Origin of the sequence: Anabaena azotica FACHB-119 (assembly GCF_014697625.1) — a bacterium.
Classification (GTDB): domain Bacteria; phylum Cyanobacteriota; class Cyanobacteriia; order Cyanobacteriales; family Nostocaceae; genus Trichormus; species Trichormus azoticus_A.
The window spans coordinates 25,838-42,869 of record NZ_JACJSG010000031.1; the positions used below are offsets into that span (position 1 = coordinate 25,838).

Below are 17,032 nucleotides of genomic sequence, written 5' to 3' on the forward strand. Positions count from 1 at the left end.
CATACGCCCTGGCTGACTGATAACTGATAACTGATAACTGATTTAATTAATCTTCCAGGTTTGTCAAATATATTATCGTGAAATCTATTCCTAAGAGGAAGCGATGAAAGAACAAAATCCCTTGTTTAGTCCACTATCTTCTGAAGAATCTGCTGCCGTCAGTGGAGGAATAGGAGTTAGTTTTGACTTAGATACTTACTTATATATTTTAGGTGCTGGTGTTGTATTTGGCAACCCTGGGCTTACTCCAGACGAGGTTCATTTTGCTTGGATGAACTCATTTGTTTTTGAGGATAATAACAGCCTTGGTGTCAGCAGCATAGTTAGAAGAAATTCTAGGAGAACAAGTTTCTATTACTAGATTTTTTGCAAGATAAAATAGGCATTTTCGTTATGAAATATGTTTACGTTTTACAACACAGTCAAGAGGATTGTGGTGCTGCTTGCATTGCGGCGATCGCCAAATATTATGGACGCAATTTAACTCTCAGTCGCATTCGGGAAGTTGTCGGTACAGGACAATTTGGTACGACTTTATTAGGGTTACAAAGAGGCGCACAAACCCTCGGTTTTAAAGCACATTCTGTAAAAACTTCCCCAGAACTTTTCCACCGCATCAATGAAGCACCATTACCAGCTATTATCCATTGGAAAGGCAATCATTGGGTAATTTTATATGGGAAAAAGGGGAAGAATTATGTAGTTGCAGATCCAGCCGTGGGGATTCGTTATTTATCACAAAAAGAGTTAAGCGAAGGCTGGAAAGATTTGTTAATGTTGTTGCTAGAACCCGATGCTGAATTATTCTCGCAAATAGAAAGCGATCGCACTTCTGGTTTCTGGCGTTTCTTTAAGCGTGTCTGGAAGTTTCGCGCTATTTTAGCACAAGCTTTACCCTTAAATCTACTGCTGGGAGTCTTATCATTAGCTTCCCCTTTTCTGTTGCAAATTCTGACGGATGATGTTTTGATTCGCGGTGATACTAGACTACTGACGACGATGGCGATCGCAGTAGTAGTTATGAATATAATTTCTAGTAGTTTAGGTTGGGTTCAATCTAACTTAATTGCTCACTTTGCTCAACGTTTACAACTCGGTTTAGTAATGGAATTTGCTCAACAAATTCTCCGCTTACCTCTCAGTTATTATGAAACTCGTCGCAGTGGGGAAATTGTTAGTCGTCTCCAAGATATTAACCAAATTAATCAATTAGTCGCTCAAGTTGTCATTACTTTACCAAGCCGATTTTTTATTGCAGTGATTTCTTTTAGCCTCATGGCTTTCTATAGCTGGAAGTTAACTATAGTAGCTTTGTTAATAGCTGCAATTATGACGACATCTACCATTGTCTTTCAACCGATACTCCGAAATAAAACCCGTGAACTTTTAGTTCAAGAAGCAGAAGCACAAGGTGTTTTAGTTGAGACATTTAAAGGTGCGTTAACTCTGAAAACGACTACATCAGATACACAATTTTTGGAAGAATTTAATAGCCGTTTCGGTCAACTGGCTAATTTAACATTTCGGACAATTCAAATTGGGATTATCAATAATACATTTTCCAGTTTCGTCTCTACTGTTGGTGGGATATTTTTGCTCTGGTGTGGTGGTAATTTAGTGATTAATCCCGCCGAAAATTTGAGTATTGGTCAACTGTTGGCTTTTAACTCCATGAACGGTAATGTGCTGGGATTAATTGCCACTATCATTAGTTTTGTAGATGAATTTACCCGCGCTAAAACTTCTGTACAACGTCTCACAGAAGTGATAGATACTACACCAGAAAATGCTAATGATGGGAAAAAACCTTTAGCGAAAATTACAGGCGATGATAACATTATCTGTACAAATGTCAACTTTCATTATGTGGGAAGAGTTGATTTATTAGAAGATTTTACTTTAACAATACCCGGCGGTAAAGTAACAGCAATTATCGGTAAATCCGGCTGTGGTAAAAGTACCTTAGCTAAACTAATTACTGGATTATATACTCTGCAATCAGGTAATATTCGCATCGGCTTATATAACTTAGATGACCTTTCCCTTGATTGTCTGCGTCAGCAAGTAGTATTAGTTCCTCAAGATGCTCATTTTTGGAGTCGTTCAATTGTAGAAAACTTTCGTTTAGGAGCGCCTTATGTTACTTTTGAGCAAATTGTTAGAGCTTGTAAAATTGCTGATGCTGATGAGTTTATTAGTAAATTACCAGAGAAATATCAAACAATTTTAGGAGAATTTGGCGCTAATATTTCCGGTGGACAAAGGCAAAGATTAGCAATAGCAAGAGCCATAGTTACAGAACCGCCAATTCTGATTTTAGATGAATCTACTGGTGGACTTGACCCTGTAAGTGAAAGTCTTGTATTAGCACAGTTATTACAACATCGTCGAGATAAAACCACAATCTTAATTAGCCACCGTCCCCAAGTAATTAGTCGGGCTGATTGGATTGTTTTTCTAGAGCAAGGTAGGTTAAAAATGCAAGGCTCATTAAAAGATTTACGTACCAAATCTGGAGAGCATTTAGATTTCTTAATTCATTAGTTCGTAGTCAGGACTTCAGTCCTTATTTGAGGACTAAAGTCCTGACTACAAACTAAAATTATTTACACAGTTTTGCTTATGCTTTATATACAAAATCAGAAATATATCCCACCGTTTCAAGAAGATGATGCTTTACCACCTGTAGGTATTTGGACATCTTTATTAGGGCTATTTCTTGTAGCTTCTGTTGGTTCGGCGATCGCACTCTCTTCTTGGGTGAAATATAATGTCACAGTCAAAGCCTCTGCTGTTGTCCGTCCTATTGGTGATGTGCGGTTAGTACAACCAGAAATGGAAGGGACAATTCAAAGTATTTTGGTTGCAGAAAATCAAGTTGTCAAACAAGGCGATGTCATTGCACGTTTAGATACTGACCAATTACAAATCAAAAAGAGTCAATTGGCGGGTAATATTCAACAAGGTAAATTGCAACTGATCCAAATTGATAGTCAAATCGGTTCTTTGGATAGTCAGGTAAAGGCTGAATTAAATCTTTTAGCAAGAACAATTGTTTCGGCGCAAGCAGATTTAAATCGCAATCAGCGAGATTATCAAGAACGTCAAATTACAACAAAAAGTGAATTTCTGGCTGCTTACGCAAGTTTGCAAAAAGCCGCAGCGCAAGTACGCAAAGCCCAAGCAGATTTAGACTTTGCTAAAGTAGATCGCGATCGCTATCAACAATTATCAGAAATTGGCGCTATTGGTAGGCGGGAATATGAACAGAAAAAACTCGTAGTGGAACAAACCAAGTCAGCCTTGGAAGGTGAGAAAAGGTCGATGGAAATAGCCCAAGCTAAGTTACAATCAGCCCAAGTTGCTGTTAATCCTAGCATGGCAACGGTAGCGATCGCCCAAGAACGCATCGCCCAAGAACAGGCTAAAGGCGCTTCCACCATCGCCACCTTACAAAAAGAGAAACAAGCTTTAATCCAGCGTCGGGTAGAAATGCTATCCCAACTCAACCAATCTCAAAAAGAATTGCAACAAGTAGAAAAGCAACTGCGGAGTAGTGTAATTCGTGCTACCAGTGATGGAATTATCCTCAAGCTAAATCTGCGTAACCCTGGACAAGTGGTGAGTCCTAACGACGCGATCGCCCAAATTGTACCCCAAAATACGCCTTTGGTAATTAAAGCGATGGTTCCCACCGCAGACATTAAAAAAGTAGCGGTAGGACAAAAAGTACAACTACGAGTTAACGCTTGTCCCTATCCAGATTACGGGACTCTCCCGGCTGTGGTGAGTGCAATTTCTCCTGATGCAATTACCCCCCAATCTCACAGTTCAGGCGCAGAAAATGCTAGTTATTTTGAAGCAACTATCCAACCCCAAAAGAGGGAATTTGGAAATAGCGATCGTCATTGTTATATCCAATCAGGAATGGAAGCAGAAGCTAACATTATTTCCCAAGAAGAGACAGCACTACAATTTATACTGCGAAAAGCCAGACTAATTACAGATTTGTAAATTAAGGCTAAATTATTCTTGGCAAAAATTACTATCAAAATCTAATTTCATCTGTAGGTTGTGCAGTGCAGCGCCAAAACCATGATGTACTACCCCACCCGATTGATTTTGACAAGTCGGGGATTTATAACCTATCATGATTTGCGTGGTGGACTACTACTCATCGGCGTTTATCGGCGTTTATCGGCGGTTAATTATTTTTAATTTTTACCGTTGCTATAAATACATTTAGGTAAATCTAGTTTCATCAAAATAAGTTTTTGATGAAACATCTTTATTGATCACTATAAAGATGAATTATCAAATCTTTACTGCAACAGCTTTCTGTTGCCTGTCCCCCTCCGGGTATGCCAGTTCCCTACGGCGGGAAACCCTCCCGCAGCACTGGACTCACCGCCTACAGGACTGGACTCACCTGTAACCTATCACCTGTCCCCTGCTATACCTATTTCATCTTTTGCCGCTTTTCATCATGGGAATAACTATCTTGGAAGACAAACTTGTAAAATTTAGACAGTCGATTTGTCATAAATATATCATGAATTACTTAATCATCTTATTTTAAGATAACAACATAGCTAACACATTAGTTTTGTGGGCTGAAAATGTTGTAAACAAATTATACTTTTAAGTATCTGAGTTATGACTATAATTTCTTTCCTGACACCCTACCATAGAGTTCAAAAGGCATTACAATGGTGGTCTTACAGGCAGTCAGCGAGGCTATTGTTGGAAGCCGAACAAATTCGGGATGGTCTGTTACAGGAAACCTTCACAATGCGGCGTAACTTAGATTTATTATTTCTCGATAACCTGAGCTTACCAAATGACAAAGTTCAAGACTCACTCAAAAGAATTGAAAACTTTCACCATTCTTTAGTAAAATTAAGCGATCGCTTATTTCCTGAATCTCTCCAAGATAGTTTTCCTCTAGCAATTGAGTCTTTAGTAGAATCCTGGTTATTATCTAATCCTCACCTCAATTTTCACATAGATATGCCAATATCTTGGCGACACGAACCTGGTGAGCGTGGCTTAATTATTTTAACTCTCTTGCAAGAATTATTAACTCTCACCTTGTCAGAGTTACTAAGACCAGTTTCAATTTATATCAGCTTAAAATCTAAGAACGGCTTAGGAAAGCTTACTGTCAAAATCAATTATTCTCAGACATCATCGATTTTTTTTCACTCTAGTCTCATAGAATTAGATTATCTCTCACGCAGTTGCCAATTATTAACAGCAGGTAAATGTATTTATCATATTCACAATCTTACAGTTTCCTGGTGTTTTTCTTGGTAAAACTTACAATACATTCGCCAAAATTCTTCTTGCAAGTACCGAGAATTAACGATTTGTATGTAATGAATATTTAATTAAGGCACAAAATTATTCTTCAGAGGTGGTGTTGACTATGACAAACAATACACCAGAAAAAGCATTCATCCAGTTTTTAGTAATTGATGACCATCAATCAGTCCTTAATGGTACAGTAGAGATATTAAAAAGACATTATCCAGAGGCTGAATTTGTCACCGCCATTAATGCAGAAAATGCTTGTCATCAAATAACAAGTTTACAACCAGACCTGCTAGTTATGGATCTTTCGATTCCCGAAAAATCAGGAATTACAGCACGTCCAGATACAGGAGTGCAATTTCTCAAGAAATTAATGAAAAACTATTGTGATTTGAATATCATAGTTCAAAGCGCCCATATTAGAACATTAGTCAGAATTAGACCTGATATTGACAGTCATAAAGGAGGCTTTACAGTAGCCGATAAAAGTCTTTCTACTCAAGAAATGTTAACGAGAGTTGATTGGGCTTTGCAGGGTTTAACTCATACAAAAGATATTAAAGGCATCCATACAGGGATAGAAATTAAACCAGAGTGGTTTAAGGTGTTAATTCTAGCATTTGAAGAAGGGTTACAAGATAAAGCGATCGCCGAAAAAATGTGTATATCTGAGCGCATGGTGCGGCATTATTGGAGTAAGCTGCAAGATGCTTTAGATGTTTATCCTGACGATGGTAAAAATATTCGCATCCAAACTGAGAAACGAGCTAGACAAGAAGGGTTAATTGACTAATTTAGGGGACAAGAAACAGGTTACAGGGGATAGGTAAAAAACAATATGAGGTTTTTTAGTCACTAACAGTTAACTGTCAACCGTCAACCGTCAACCAAACCTAAAGACTAGGAGAAAAGCCAATGCAGCCTGGACTTAGGAACATTATCAAAAGAGACATTTTCATCTGGTATTTATTAATAGTTGCTTTAGCAATTGTTAGTCTATCTATTATTAGTTATTGCCTCATGGTTTGGGGTTGGTGGGTTCCTATCATACCAGCAACTTTTGGTTTGATCATCAATGCTATGGAACTCATAGCATTGTATAAATATGACCGCGCCTTACGCTTGGGGATGAAAACTCGCCAAGCGGTGATAGAAAGCACATTTGAAACCATCCATAATGGCCCATTACAAAGTTTAGCCAAAGTTTTGAAATTGGTTAAGCGTAGAGATATCACAACTCAGGAGTTACTACCGCAAATAGAACAAGAATTAGAAAAATTAAACTATGAGCTGAGAGGAATTTATGATTTTTTACAGCAAGAATATCCCCAGCAAGATAATAAGCTTTATTTAAGCAACAATTTAGTCATTAGTTTGCAAGACAATTTCCATGAAATTCTCTATCAAGTTTACAGCTATACCTTAGACAGGGATTTTCCCTGTTTTAAAACTATTAAAGTAAAAATCCATGCCTTTGAACCCATAGATGAAAGATACTTAAATATTGAACAGAAACGAGGTATCGCTAGATTTTTAGAAGAAGCATTATGTAATGTCGGTAAACACGCCACAGGAGCCACCAAACTCCAAGTTACCTGCTCATTATTCGCAGGCTGGTACAGCTTGCAGATTATAGATAACGGCTTAAACGCAAACCCATACAAACAGGGAAGAGGAACCCAACAGTTTATTAATTTAGCACGACAACTCAAAGGAAAATTCAGGCGATCGCCCCTATCCCCCCAAGGAACCATTTGTGAATTATCCTGGCCTGTCATTTCCAAGCCCTGTAAAGGTTACAAGAAATTCTTACGTTCAAACCAACGGGCTACAAGTTATTGACCCTGATTTATTAATAATTGCTTACACACAAGCTCAAAACACACCAACATACTTTGATGTTGATGCTATAGGAAGAATGTTTCAAGCTGGTGGATAAGACACTGTTTAAATTACTGACTTAACTGATCTCTTGCACCTTCTTAATAAGTGGGTGGCTCCCTGCACTCCCCACCCTACGAAATAATCTTGTTCAAATTTTCTTTATTCATGGCTTCATTAATTTGCCATGCAATAACACGTTTTGTCGCAATCAGGTTAATTTTTTCCATAGGACTTACGCAACTGGCATATTTTTTTTCTGTAGGGTGTGTGACTGGCGATAATATTTGAACGTAGTCATGAGACTTGTAGCGTCACGCACCAACCACCAATTGTGACACTTGCGTAAGTCCTGTTCCAGTGTCCCTTCTTCTTCAAACAAGTTATCAACAGATGAACCAATATGAGGATTTCTTTTCATCCTTGTACCTCCAGATTTCCTTTGAGTTTTAACCAGTCCCCAGTCCCCAGTCCCCAATTTACCCTGAACCATGCCACTATAGAAAACATAGCTTGAACAATAGCAAGAGGAAGGCTAGAAAACGCTGTGCAGATTACATTTTTAGGGACGAGTTCTGGTGTACCCACAAGAGCGCGCAATGTATCCAGTGTTGCCCTCAGATTACCGCAACGGGCGGAGTTGTGGTTGTTTGACTGTGGGGAAGGTACTCAGCATCAAATTATGCGGAGTGACCTGAAAATGAGTCAATTATCCCGAATTTTCATTACCCATATGCACGGGGATCATATTTTTGGCTTATTGGGGCTTCTTGCTAGTTGTGGCTTGGCGGGTAATGTCCAGAGAGTAGATATTTATGGGCCAGCCGGATTAAATGAGTATATCCAGTCTGCTTCTCGTTACTCCCATACACATTTTTCCTACCCGATTAAAGTTCATGCTGTTCGCCCTGGTGTGATTTATGAAGATGAAGAATTTACCGTGACTTGTGGCGCTTTACATCACCGCATTACCGCCTTTGGCTATCGCGTAGCCGAAAAAGACCGCGCCGGACGTTTTGATGTGGAAAAAGCCCAAGCCTTGCAAATTCCCCCCGGTAGGGTTTATGGACAACTCAAGCGGGGGGAAACTGTCACCCTGGCTGATGGGCGTGTGATTAATGGTGCTGAGTTATGTGGGCCTACGGAAATTGGGCGGAAGATTGCTTATTGTACAGATACAATTTACTGTGATGGTGCGGTGGAATTAGCCAAAGATGCAGATGTGTTAATTCACGAGGCTACTTTTGCTCATCAAGATGCAGAGATGGCTTTTCAAAGGTTGCACTCAACAACGACAATGGCTGCACAGACGGCTTTGGCTGCTGGCGCACATCGGTTATTAATGACTCATTTTAGTCCTCGTTATGCGCCAGGAAACAGCATAGAGTTAAAGGATTTGCTGCAAGAGGCTCGTGCTATCTTTCCTAAGACGGATATGGCTTATGATTTTATGGCTTATGAGGTTCCGAGGCGCAGGGACGTTGTTTTGAGTGAGGTTTAAGTACAGAGTTCTGCTGATTGTAATCGAATTTTTGTTAAACAGATGATAAAGAATAGCCAACTTAAGAGGTTAGTATGGTTCAAACAACGGAATATATTTATGTTGTTCGGGATGATAAGATTCTACATGGAGAACCTATCATCAGAGGAACTCGGACACCCGTCAGAGCAATCGTCGAAACTTGGCGAATGGGCATTGCACCAGAGGAAATTCCCAAAGGGATGCCACACCTGACTTTGGGGCAAGTCTTTGGAGCATTAACTTACTACAGCGACCACCAGGACGAAATTAATCAATATATTGAAAAAAATCGGATTCCTGGCGAATTGATCGACCCATTGGTTAGAGATTTGTGAGTAGCATATTTGTTTGTCCGCACCAACGCAGTGTTAGGAGGCTGACTGTAACAACCTAATAAAGCCCTCCTGCTCAAAATGTCGATCAGTGGTCAATGCCTCTGTCATTCCACGTTGACGCATCAAAACAAAACTAACTGCATCACACAATGAATAAGTTTTATCTTGCCGTTCCATCAACAGTTTCATAGCTTCTCTATGCAGTTTCTCACCTACCCAAACTGTTTCGATATCTGGATTATCGAGCAAATCCATCACAAATGTCAGCACCGCAGGACGAGGAAACCGACGTATCAATGCCAAAGCAATCAACTCAGCTAAAACATAACTATGAGTCAAAAACTTTTTGTTGATTATGCTAAGAAACTGCACTGCTTCTTGATGCTGTGGCTCATTTTGATGGATATAACACAGTAATCCTGACGTATCTAAAAGCACAAACCGACCTTACCCTTCATACTCACTTACATAAGCTCTTGCAAGATCAGCATCAATGCTTTCATTGTCTGCACCTGTTGCATATCCAAGACTAATAGCCCCAGCATGACTTCTAAATCTCTGCCGAGCTTCTTCTTGCTGTTCTACTGAACGCAAAACCCTACTTACACCATTGCTTTGATGGGAGAGTACAGTAACGATCCATTCTGTAATGGATAAACCTACAGCATTAGCTTTTTGCTGTAAATCTGCATAAACTTCATCACTAAATTCTAGAGTTAGCTGCTGACTCATGGATACTGAAGGTTTTGACGGGTTTATCGATAATTATAACGTTTGTTCCATAGCTCAATGAACTGATTTTGGGTTTGATGCTGACAGATATGCTTGACGTACTGTCTCTACCAAAAGCTTAAGCTACCTAACGGTCGTGTTCAGCGGACGCGAAAACCTCTCGAACTCCACGAAGAAAACTGGTACGTTCCGCTGCAACACGGTTGTTATGTTTTTGTTTTTGCGTAAAGTTCATCAACATTCATTGCTCGATATTCTTCTAGCACTCTTTGATGAACATCTTTTCCTATGCTTTCGATTACATCATATAGCTTTTGACATAAGTAGCAGAAACAAATACAAAACTCCTCCGAAGGTTTACTATGCTTTACATTAAAATGACTAACTGCTACTACACTTTTACCTTGTGATTCAGGTTGCAAAATTACTACTGTACTAGCTCTTTCGTATTCATTTACACCCGCGTGAGCAAAATACTCATTTCTCATATTCAAAATAGAATTATGAAATTCTATTGCATCCTCATCTACTCTCCGAACGTGATCTTCTTCAATTTTACTCCTACGCCCTTTAGCAGTAGCAAAGCATTTTCCATAGGTGACTATTGCTGACATCCATAATGAGTATGCGACTTCGCTATTCTCAATATCTTTGATCATAGACATAAGCTCATGAGCATGATTCAAGTCGTGCATGATTTGAGTTAAACCTGATAAACGCTTAGCCAAAGCACTATCAGCCACCAAATATGGATGCTCTATGCCACTCTTATCCTTAAATCTCAGAGTTGGTTTATTTTCATCATTCGACTCAAAGGCAACAGGAAAAACCACAATTAATCTCTCCTATGGGTGAGATCCTAACAAACATAACTATTTATTATACGGAAACTTTTCGTATAATCTTCTTATCAATCCTAATATATCAAGCGTTACAACTAACTCCTGTCTGAATATACGGAAACCTTCTCTTTTACACCCTTCTATCTCTATTATACCGAGTCTTTCCGTATAACTACCCTTCATGGGAGAATTATATGGAATTTTTCCGTATATCTCTTGCTGTTATCTAGAATTTTTCCGTATAACATCCCAATTTAGATTATTAAACGGAATTTTCTGTACAACTTCCAATGGAACAACGTCCAGTATATTTGTTGATTACCTAATGTTCTCTCATGGAGCAATTTATTTTCTTCTTCCCAACGTCTAAGTGTAGACGAAGAAACACTTATTAAATTGCTACATTTAGATATTTCTACATAAACTTCCTCACAATGGTTAACTATGAGGAATCCCCAGCATGAATAATCCCAAAATCAAAATTGGCTCAATCAAAGCTGAAGGTAACTGTTTTCAGTGTGGTAAGTATTCGGGCTTAAAATTTTCTGGCACAGACTGGCTTTGTCCCAAATGTTATAACAATGTCAACAAACGCTCGTAGCGGATTGACTTAAAATTTTATGAAAAACAAGAAAATAGTAGAAATACTAGCTAACATTAACAACGGTTGCCCTCACTGCCATTCGCCAGAGATTGAGTACGATGTGTGTCAAAAGTGTTACATATGCTTTGACTGCGATCGCAAATGGAAGGCAAAGACCGACTAATTTTTAATTTTCGCCTCAAGACCCTCTAAGCGATAATCCTGCAACCTATTAGCTGCCGTCGTTTCTTGCCTGATAAGCTTTAATTCGGCCCTTATCTGCGACAATTCATTCCCAGCTGCAAATCCGCCAGAGAGCAAATATAATGCGCCCTGCGTAACAACTGTAACAACGGTAACGAGCATTATCACTCTTTCAGAGGTGATAGCAGGTGGGCTTCTGTCATTGGTATTCATAATAGTGCATCAATTTTACTTTCAATTCTTGCTAAATCCGAATCATAATCGGGGCCTGTGTACTGCCAAACAGCAAGCCCGACACTTTCAAACCAATCGGGAACTTTAACCGAAATACTGTAATTAGTAGATATTCTGGGGTAAAGGACAAGGTTAATCTTGTCTAAAAACAGTGGTCTTCTACTGGTAAAACTAGCATCCTGACCATTATCAAAAACTGATAACCCGGTGCTAACAGATTGACGAACATATCCGGCAAACTTCCAAGCACGCCCCTCCGGCACAACCGTAGATACTCGCATCGCCAGCACAAAAGTATCTAATAGCACAGGGATTGAAATATCAGGGATAGGTACAACTTTGTACCCTCCCTCTTGCTTTGGTAGTAGTACGGCTGCGGTATTCCCGTTATAAATTAAATCCCAGTTATTAGAATTACCAAGTTGTAATTCCCTCATAGAAAAAGTTCTACAGTCACAGTTTGGTTAAATGCCAACTCTTCCACTGGCTTAACGTGTGTATAAGGGTCAACGCCGTAGTGGTCAAGAGTTTCAAAATAGGTTCCTGTATCAAGTTTGCCCATCAGCCAATCAGCACCGGCTTGATTAATGATGATCATGCCGTCGATGTCTCGCGCTTCGGCGGCCGTCACCATTAGCAAATCTCGGTAGTCAGGAAGCGATACCAAGATTTTGTTCTTCATAGTCCTCTTGCATAAGTAGTTTTTATCGGCGTTTATCGGCGGTTAATTATTCAAGCTTGGGACTTTTGCAAAAAGTCTATTAAAGAACTTCTGGTGTAAATGCAATGCGATTTCCATCAGATGTGAGGAAAGATTTTATAGCCTCCTGATCTCCAATTTCACTAACCGCTTGATCATAGGTTTCTGTATCCGATTTAGCACCAAAAGGAGAGGACACTGTTTTAGTGTCGTATCGCTGGTATTCAACTTCGGTTACACGCGATTTGTTGTCTGTTAGGGCTGTACCTCGGTCGGTGAGGGATAATTTAGCGGGCTTATATCCTTTTAGCCCATCCAGTAAAACCCCACCTTGGGGGCTAGTAAAATCAGATGCTTTTGTTCTGTCGGACTGCCCGGCTGCGGTTCTGACTGTGCTGATCAAGGTCGCTTGTGTGCTGCCTGTTTGATTATTGTCAAGTAACCGGACAGGCAAGTAGATCCTACCAACTAGTCCGAAACTTTCTACATAACCTTTGGTACGCCTAGCTTTCACTCTTACTGATGTACCGCGCTGCTGTTTATATAATGCTTGCTTTTGAGCGCGCGTTAAGTCTTCCCAGGCCCGTAATTTAGTTAAAGCTTCGTTAAGCTCTTTGCCTCTGCGAATATCACTAAATCTACCCATATTTTCTTAGAAGTGCTTTTTGACTACGAGTCAATCATAGAGGGCGTTTTGGCTTATAATTTTTCCGCGAACCCTATAGGGGTTTGTGAAGAAATAAATTATAAATTTCGACCACAATTAACCCACTAATTCGGCCGGTATATGGGATTAGCGTATTCCCCTGATATATCGCACAAGCAGCGTACTTGAGTGTCGCCGTGCAGATTTATCATTGCGTGAGTAAATTCTACAAACACAGTAGGCCTCCAAACTGGTTTTTCTTTGGTTTCACCAAGGATTACAATATTTCCTGGTGTTGGGTCACTATTTCTGCTTGGTTTGGTAAATTTAAAAAACTTTTCGTCAAAAGTTAAATTTCTGTGTTGCAAAATTTTTTTGACGACTGTTTCTCCTATTTCCTCAGTGTGTGAATAGATTTGCAAATGTAAGCCTTCTTCTGGCTGAGTGTACCAAGCGATGATTTTACCTTTGTTGAATCGGTAACCAGGTTTTGCAAAGTCATCATAGATGCTTTTACCTAATGCTTTCAAATCGGCTTTACTCAAACTAGATGATGATTGATTCATCAGCCGATAAGATACCCTTGCAGTTTTACTAGTCTTGTTTTGTGGGGTAGCCTGCTTACTTTGACGGAAAAATAATGTGACTTCAGGTTTATATGTAACATCGGCATCAAAAACCGTTTTAGGAATGCCGACTATATCCCCAGATTGTTTTAAATGAGATTTTTGAATAATCTCACGGAAGCTTCGCATTTTTACTTGAGCAATTTGAATAGAATCCTTTGCTCCAATCAACAAAATATCTCTAACTTCTTTGCGTTTAGGAAACTCATCAGCGTCTTTAAACCAATCGAAGACTTCACGATTGTAAGAATCGCCTGAGCGTAAAAACTTTCTTATTTGCGCCCATACTCTAGCCGTCACTAGATTAAATCCTCCCAAGAGAATGACTTCGCCGGAAGGGCTTCAATTTCTTCATCACGTTTCTTAGTTTCTTCCCCTAATAATTTCTTCACTTCTGCTTCCATCTCGGAAGTGTTTTGTTTGATTTGGTTCGCACTTTCTACGGCCGAACGGATTTCAGAAGTGATGGATTCAATAGCTTCTAGTGTTTCACCTACGACGGTTATACCATCAGCAAGCTTGCCCATTTTGCCGAATATCCCACCTTTCAATCTAAGAGTCTCCGGTGTGGGGTTCCAGTTGTCCTCGCCAATGAGTCCTTCATTTTGCAGCGCATTGAAACCACGTCCTGTTAAGGTTGCAGTTGTGCTAATAGCATCGTTCAGACTACTTCCTATACTACGAATTTCATTTAAGCTGTTCGTCGCAGCTTGATAAATTCGGTTGTAGCTTTGCCACTTGGCTTTAATTTCTGCCCATTCGGCAACGCCAAATACCGATTTCATTACATTTTCAATCGCACCGTTAAACACTTCTTGAGTGTCAACTGTCTCACCCTCTGGGTTAACTATTAATGATGGGATTGCAAATATATTGTCTAGGATTGAAAAGAATGTTTGCGAAACGTTATCCGATAACTGAATGCAATTATGAATTGCTGCTGCCATCGTTACTAGATTGGCTATTTGATTAATAGCTTGATTTTGAGTAATTTGAGTTGTTAACCTGCTCAACCCCCCAGGGACTTGTGCGCCTAACTTGCCATCTATCCTTTGCAAAAGGATTAACTGCGCTGCATTCGCACCCGTATTTACACCATCTAAAACACTGCCAAGATTATTCCTTACACCATTAAGAATATTGCCCGTTTGGAGGCCCAAGGCATTACTCAAACACCCCCCAGAACGAGTTGTTTGGCATACCCCACTGGCCGCAGCTTCTCTTATTCTTGGAAGTGTAGGGATAGCTGGGGTAATGAGTGCGGCGGTTGCGGCGGGGACGGACGGCACGGCAGAAATAAGCTGATCCAATTTATTCAATCCTTCTTTATTCAAGCGTTCGTTCTCCCTTTGTTGCGCCTGTATTCCTGGGATTGCTCCGGCTACAGAATTTACTCTGTTGTTAATTTGAGGAACAGCTTGTGCCAAAACCTCTACCCTGTTATTTGTGCCGGATAAATCGCGTTGATTTTGCGCCACAAACTCGTTAAATCTTGTATTTGCATCGGCTGTAGATAGTCGCTTGAAATCTTCAAGCTTACGGTCAAACTCCTGAGATAAAGCACTTTGCTTTAAATCACGTATTCCTAATGCTTGATTATTTTGTGCAACAAATTCATTAAATCGGGCATCAGCATTGAGCGTTGATAATCTTTCAAACTCCTCTAATTTTTTATCAAATTCTTGCGATAAAGCAGACCTATTAAAACTCATTCCTCCTAAACCTAAAGCCCGGCGATTATCAGCAACAAGTTGATTGAATTTTCTATCTAATTCTTGCTGCTGACTACCTAAAGCGTTGAATCCGCCAGCGAGAGCCGGAATGCTATAGCTGAATCCCAATACTTGAGCATCAATATATTCCACTCTATTAGTTAAATTGTCCACTTTGCTATTAGCCTTATCCGCCTTATTTTCAGCAGTTACTGCTTTATTAATGGCGTTTTCTGCTTTGTTGATAGCATTTTTCGCATCTTCAATTGCTTCGTTGGCTGTACTAATCGCTTTATTAGCTGTGCCAATAGCAAGTTCAGCTTTAGAAATTGCTGCTTTAGACTGTTGATAGGATTCATTCGCTCTTTGGAGGGCGGATTGAGCTTCCCCAATTGCCTGATCAGCTTTGTCAGAAGCTTGATTAGCTGTATTAATGGCGGCATTCGCTCTAATTGCGGCTTCTCTGGCTTGCTGTCCAGCTTGAATGGCTAGATTTTGAGCATTGTTGGCTTGAGTAATAGCATTATTGGCGGTTTCCGTGGCTTTGTTAGCCCTATTCACAGCGTCTTTAGCTGTAGATTCTGCATTATCTGCTTTAGAAATAGCTCTGTTCGCTGTGCTACCAGCTGCATCTGCCTTCCCAATTGCTGTAATAGCGGTATCGCGGGCATTTTGGGCAATGCCGCGAACTGCGGCGATCGCATTTATTAGTCTAGAGTAATCGTCATTAAATGCAGCGATGCCGTTTTCAACAGCATCAATGCGTCCGCCCAACACGTTGATCGTCCCAAGAGTTAGCAATATGTTCGCTACAGTTAAAGCCAGTCCTGCAACTTTAGCGGCGGCGCTTGCCGCAGTACTAGCAGCAGATTGTGCAATGTTTAATGTGGCTCGTGCTAGAGATGCAATCGCGTCTATTTGCTGAAGTAGTGGTATTAGCCTTTGGGCTACTAATGCCATTACTGCTGGAATTATCAATTGTTCGGCCCCAGCAATTGAAGCCTGGATTATTCGCTGTTCATCTACAGGTTTCAGCTTCGCGACTTCTGCCTTTAGCGCTGCTAATTCCTCCTCAAGGCCTTGACAACAATCAGCCACGATTTAATCTCCTAATTGTATTAGTAATCGTTCTGATTTCTGCTTCCAATGATGCACAGTCCATGCAGCAATATCCGGGATAAGTTGATGTTTTATGCTCCTCTTGTCCGTCAGGACAATTGCCACAACTCACACTAAAAGTAACGGGACAATCTCCCTGGTCTTGAAAAATAATTAACCCATTGTGCAGTATTTGAATGCTGCATCTTTGTTTATTCGTGCTGGGGCATTTAATTGAATAATTCGGAAATGCCCATTGATCATTTATCTTCCCCACTGTTAAGAAAGCTATCAATCGCCTCGAACCATCTGCATTTTTTGGATAAGAAGTTTGCCCACAAGGAATGTAGTACAACTCCCCGTAGCCGAATCGATCCGTTTCGGCGTACCAATCATGCACGATTGCTGCACAATTAAAATTTGTGCAACTAACGCTCCTGTAATTAATCAGGAATCCCTCATTCAAGTAAGTACTTGTAGCTTCTAAGGGGAGATTTTTTGCAATCACTTCAATAGGTGAGAATTGGCTACGATAGATTCTCTCTTTTTGATTGTTGAATTTATATTTAACTGTGGGCTTATCGCCGGACTGACAGTAAACCAT

19 protein-coding genes and 1 pseudogene are annotated in these 17,032 nt (G+C 40.1%); 8 read left to right on the forward strand and 12 right to left on the reverse strand.

The window, feature by feature from the left end:
* The first annotated feature begins 103 nt into the window (after nt 1–103).
* The 3 genes from H6G83_RS21335 to H6G83_RS21345 all read left to right on the forward strand — a co-directional run bounded on the left by H6G83_RS21335 (nt 104) and on the right by H6G83_RS21345 (nt 4,014).
* Nucleotides 104–361 carry a hypothetical protein gene (locus H6G83_RS21335; protein ID WP_190475978.1) on the forward strand — a complete coding sequence of 86 codons (258 nt, stop codon included), beginning with the start codon at nt 104–106 and terminating at the stop codon, nt 359–361.
* A gap of 32 nt (nt 362–393) precedes the next feature.
* Nucleotides 394–2,544, forward strand: a complete 2,151-nt coding sequence (locus H6G83_RS21340; protein WP_190475979.1) for a peptidase domain-containing ABC transporter — start codon at nt 394–396, stop codon at nt 2,542–2,544.
* A gap of 78 nt (nt 2,545–2,622) precedes the next feature.
* Entirely contained in the window at nt 2,623–4,014 is a 1,392-nt protein-coding gene (locus H6G83_RS21345) for an HlyD family secretion protein (RefSeq protein WP_190475980.1), read from the forward strand.
* Between the two features lie 12 nt (nt 4,015–4,026).
* On the opposite strand, the gene H6G83_RS36005 is transcribed toward H6G83_RS21345, so the two are convergent.
* Nucleotides 4,027–4,152, reverse strand: a complete 126-nt coding sequence (locus tag H6G83_RS36005) for a hypothetical protein (RefSeq protein ID WP_277876391.1) — start codon at nt 4,150–4,152, stop codon at nt 4,027–4,029.
* A gap of 504 nt (nt 4,153–4,656) precedes the next feature.
* Between H6G83_RS36005 and H6G83_RS21350 the strand changes: the two genes are divergently transcribed.
* The 3 genes and pseudogenes from H6G83_RS21350 to H6G83_RS21360 all read left to right on the forward strand — a co-directional run.
* The gene (locus H6G83_RS21350; protein WP_190475981.1) at nt 4,657–5,316 is read left to right on the forward strand and encodes a hypothetical protein; all 660 of its coding nucleotides are present in this window, start codon (nt 4,657–4,659) and stop codon (nt 5,314–5,316) included.
* Nucleotides 5,317–5,428: 112 nt separating this feature from the next.
* Entirely contained in the window at nt 5,429–6,106 is a 678-nt protein-coding gene (locus H6G83_RS21355) for a response regulator transcription factor (protein WP_190475982.1), read from the forward strand.
* A gap of 173 nt (nt 6,107–6,279) precedes the next feature.
* Nucleotides 6,280–7,155, forward strand: a pseudogene (locus tag H6G83_RS21360) (CHASE2 domain-containing protein); the annotation flags it as partial.
* Nucleotides 7,156–7,429: 274 nt separating this feature from the next.
* On the opposite strand, the gene H6G83_RS21365 reads toward H6G83_RS21360, so the two are convergent.
* Complete coding sequence (locus H6G83_RS21365) at nt 7,430–7,615, reverse strand: hypothetical protein (RefSeq protein ID WP_190475983.1); 186 nt, start codon at nt 7,613–7,615, stop codon at nt 7,430–7,432.
* A 126-nt stretch (nt 7,616–7,741) separates the two neighbouring features.
* On the opposite strand from H6G83_RS21365, the gene H6G83_RS21370 reads away from it, so the two are divergent.
* Nucleotides 7,742–8,695 (forward strand): ribonuclease Z, encoded by a 954-nt coding sequence (locus H6G83_RS21370; RefSeq protein WP_190475984.1) that lies wholly within the window; start codon nt 7,742–7,744, stop codon nt 8,693–8,695.
* Nucleotides 8,696–8,769: 74 nt separating this feature from the next.
* Nucleotides 8,770–9,051 carry a DUF433 domain-containing protein gene (locus H6G83_RS21375; RefSeq protein WP_190475985.1) on the forward strand — a complete coding sequence of 94 codons (282 nt, stop codon included), beginning with the start codon at nt 8,770–8,772 and terminating at the stop codon, nt 9,049–9,051.
* Between the two features lie 33 nt (nt 9,052–9,084).
* Here H6G83_RS21375 and H6G83_RS21380 read toward each other — a convergent pair whose 3' ends face one another.
* From H6G83_RS21380 to H6G83_RS21430, 10 genes are all read right to left on the reverse strand, one after another.
* Nucleotides 9,085–9,489, reverse strand: coding sequence for a type II toxin-antitoxin system VapC family toxin (locus H6G83_RS21380; protein WP_190475986.1), 405 nt, complete (start codon nt 9,487–9,489; stop codon nt 9,085–9,087).
* A 9-nt stretch (nt 9,490–9,498) separates the two neighbouring features.
* Nucleotides 9,499–9,783, reverse strand: coding sequence for a hypothetical protein (locus H6G83_RS21385; protein ID WP_190475987.1), 285 nt, complete (start codon nt 9,781–9,783; stop codon nt 9,499–9,501).
* A 206-nt stretch (nt 9,784–9,989) separates the two neighbouring features.
* The gene (locus tag H6G83_RS21390; protein ID WP_190475988.1) at nt 9,990–10,616 is read right to left on the reverse strand and encodes a hypothetical protein; all 627 of its coding nucleotides are present in this window, start codon (nt 10,614–10,616) and stop codon (nt 9,990–9,992) included.
* Between the two features lie 772 nt (nt 10,617–11,388).
* Nucleotides 11,389–11,625, reverse strand: coding sequence for a hypothetical protein (locus H6G83_RS21400; protein ID WP_190475990.1), 237 nt, complete (start codon nt 11,623–11,625; stop codon nt 11,389–11,391).
* Entirely contained in the window at nt 11,622–12,083 is a 462-nt protein-coding gene (locus tag H6G83_RS21405) for a hypothetical protein (protein ID WP_190475991.1), read from the reverse strand. Before H6G83_RS21405 ends, H6G83_RS21400 begins: the two co-directional genes overlap by 4 nt.
* Nucleotides 12,080–12,328 (reverse strand): hypothetical protein, encoded by a 249-nt coding sequence (locus H6G83_RS21410; protein WP_190475992.1) that lies wholly within the window; start codon nt 12,326–12,328, stop codon nt 12,080–12,082. Before H6G83_RS21410 ends, H6G83_RS21405 begins: the two co-directional genes overlap by 4 nt.
* 79 nt (nt 12,329–12,407) lie before the next feature.
* Nucleotides 12,408–12,992 carry a hypothetical protein gene (locus H6G83_RS21415; RefSeq protein ID WP_190475993.1) on the reverse strand — a complete coding sequence of 195 codons (585 nt, stop codon included), beginning with the start codon at nt 12,990–12,992 and terminating at the stop codon, nt 12,408–12,410.
* 125 nt (nt 12,993–13,117) lie between these two features.
* Complete coding sequence (locus H6G83_RS21420) at nt 13,118–13,918, reverse strand: hypothetical protein (RefSeq protein ID WP_190475994.1); 801 nt, start codon at nt 13,916–13,918, stop codon at nt 13,118–13,120.
* Nucleotides 13,918–16,428: a hypothetical protein gene (locus H6G83_RS21425; protein ID WP_190475995.1), complete on the reverse strand. Its 2,511-nt coding sequence runs from the start codon at nt 16,426–16,428 to the stop codon at nt 13,918–13,920. Before H6G83_RS21425 ends, H6G83_RS21420 begins: the two co-directional genes overlap by 1 nt.
* Nucleotides 16,421–17,032, reverse strand: coding sequence for a hypothetical protein (locus tag H6G83_RS21430; RefSeq protein ID WP_190475996.1), 612 nt, complete (start codon nt 17,030–17,032; stop codon nt 16,421–16,423). The genes H6G83_RS21425 and H6G83_RS21430 overlap by 8 nt, the downstream gene beginning before the upstream one ends.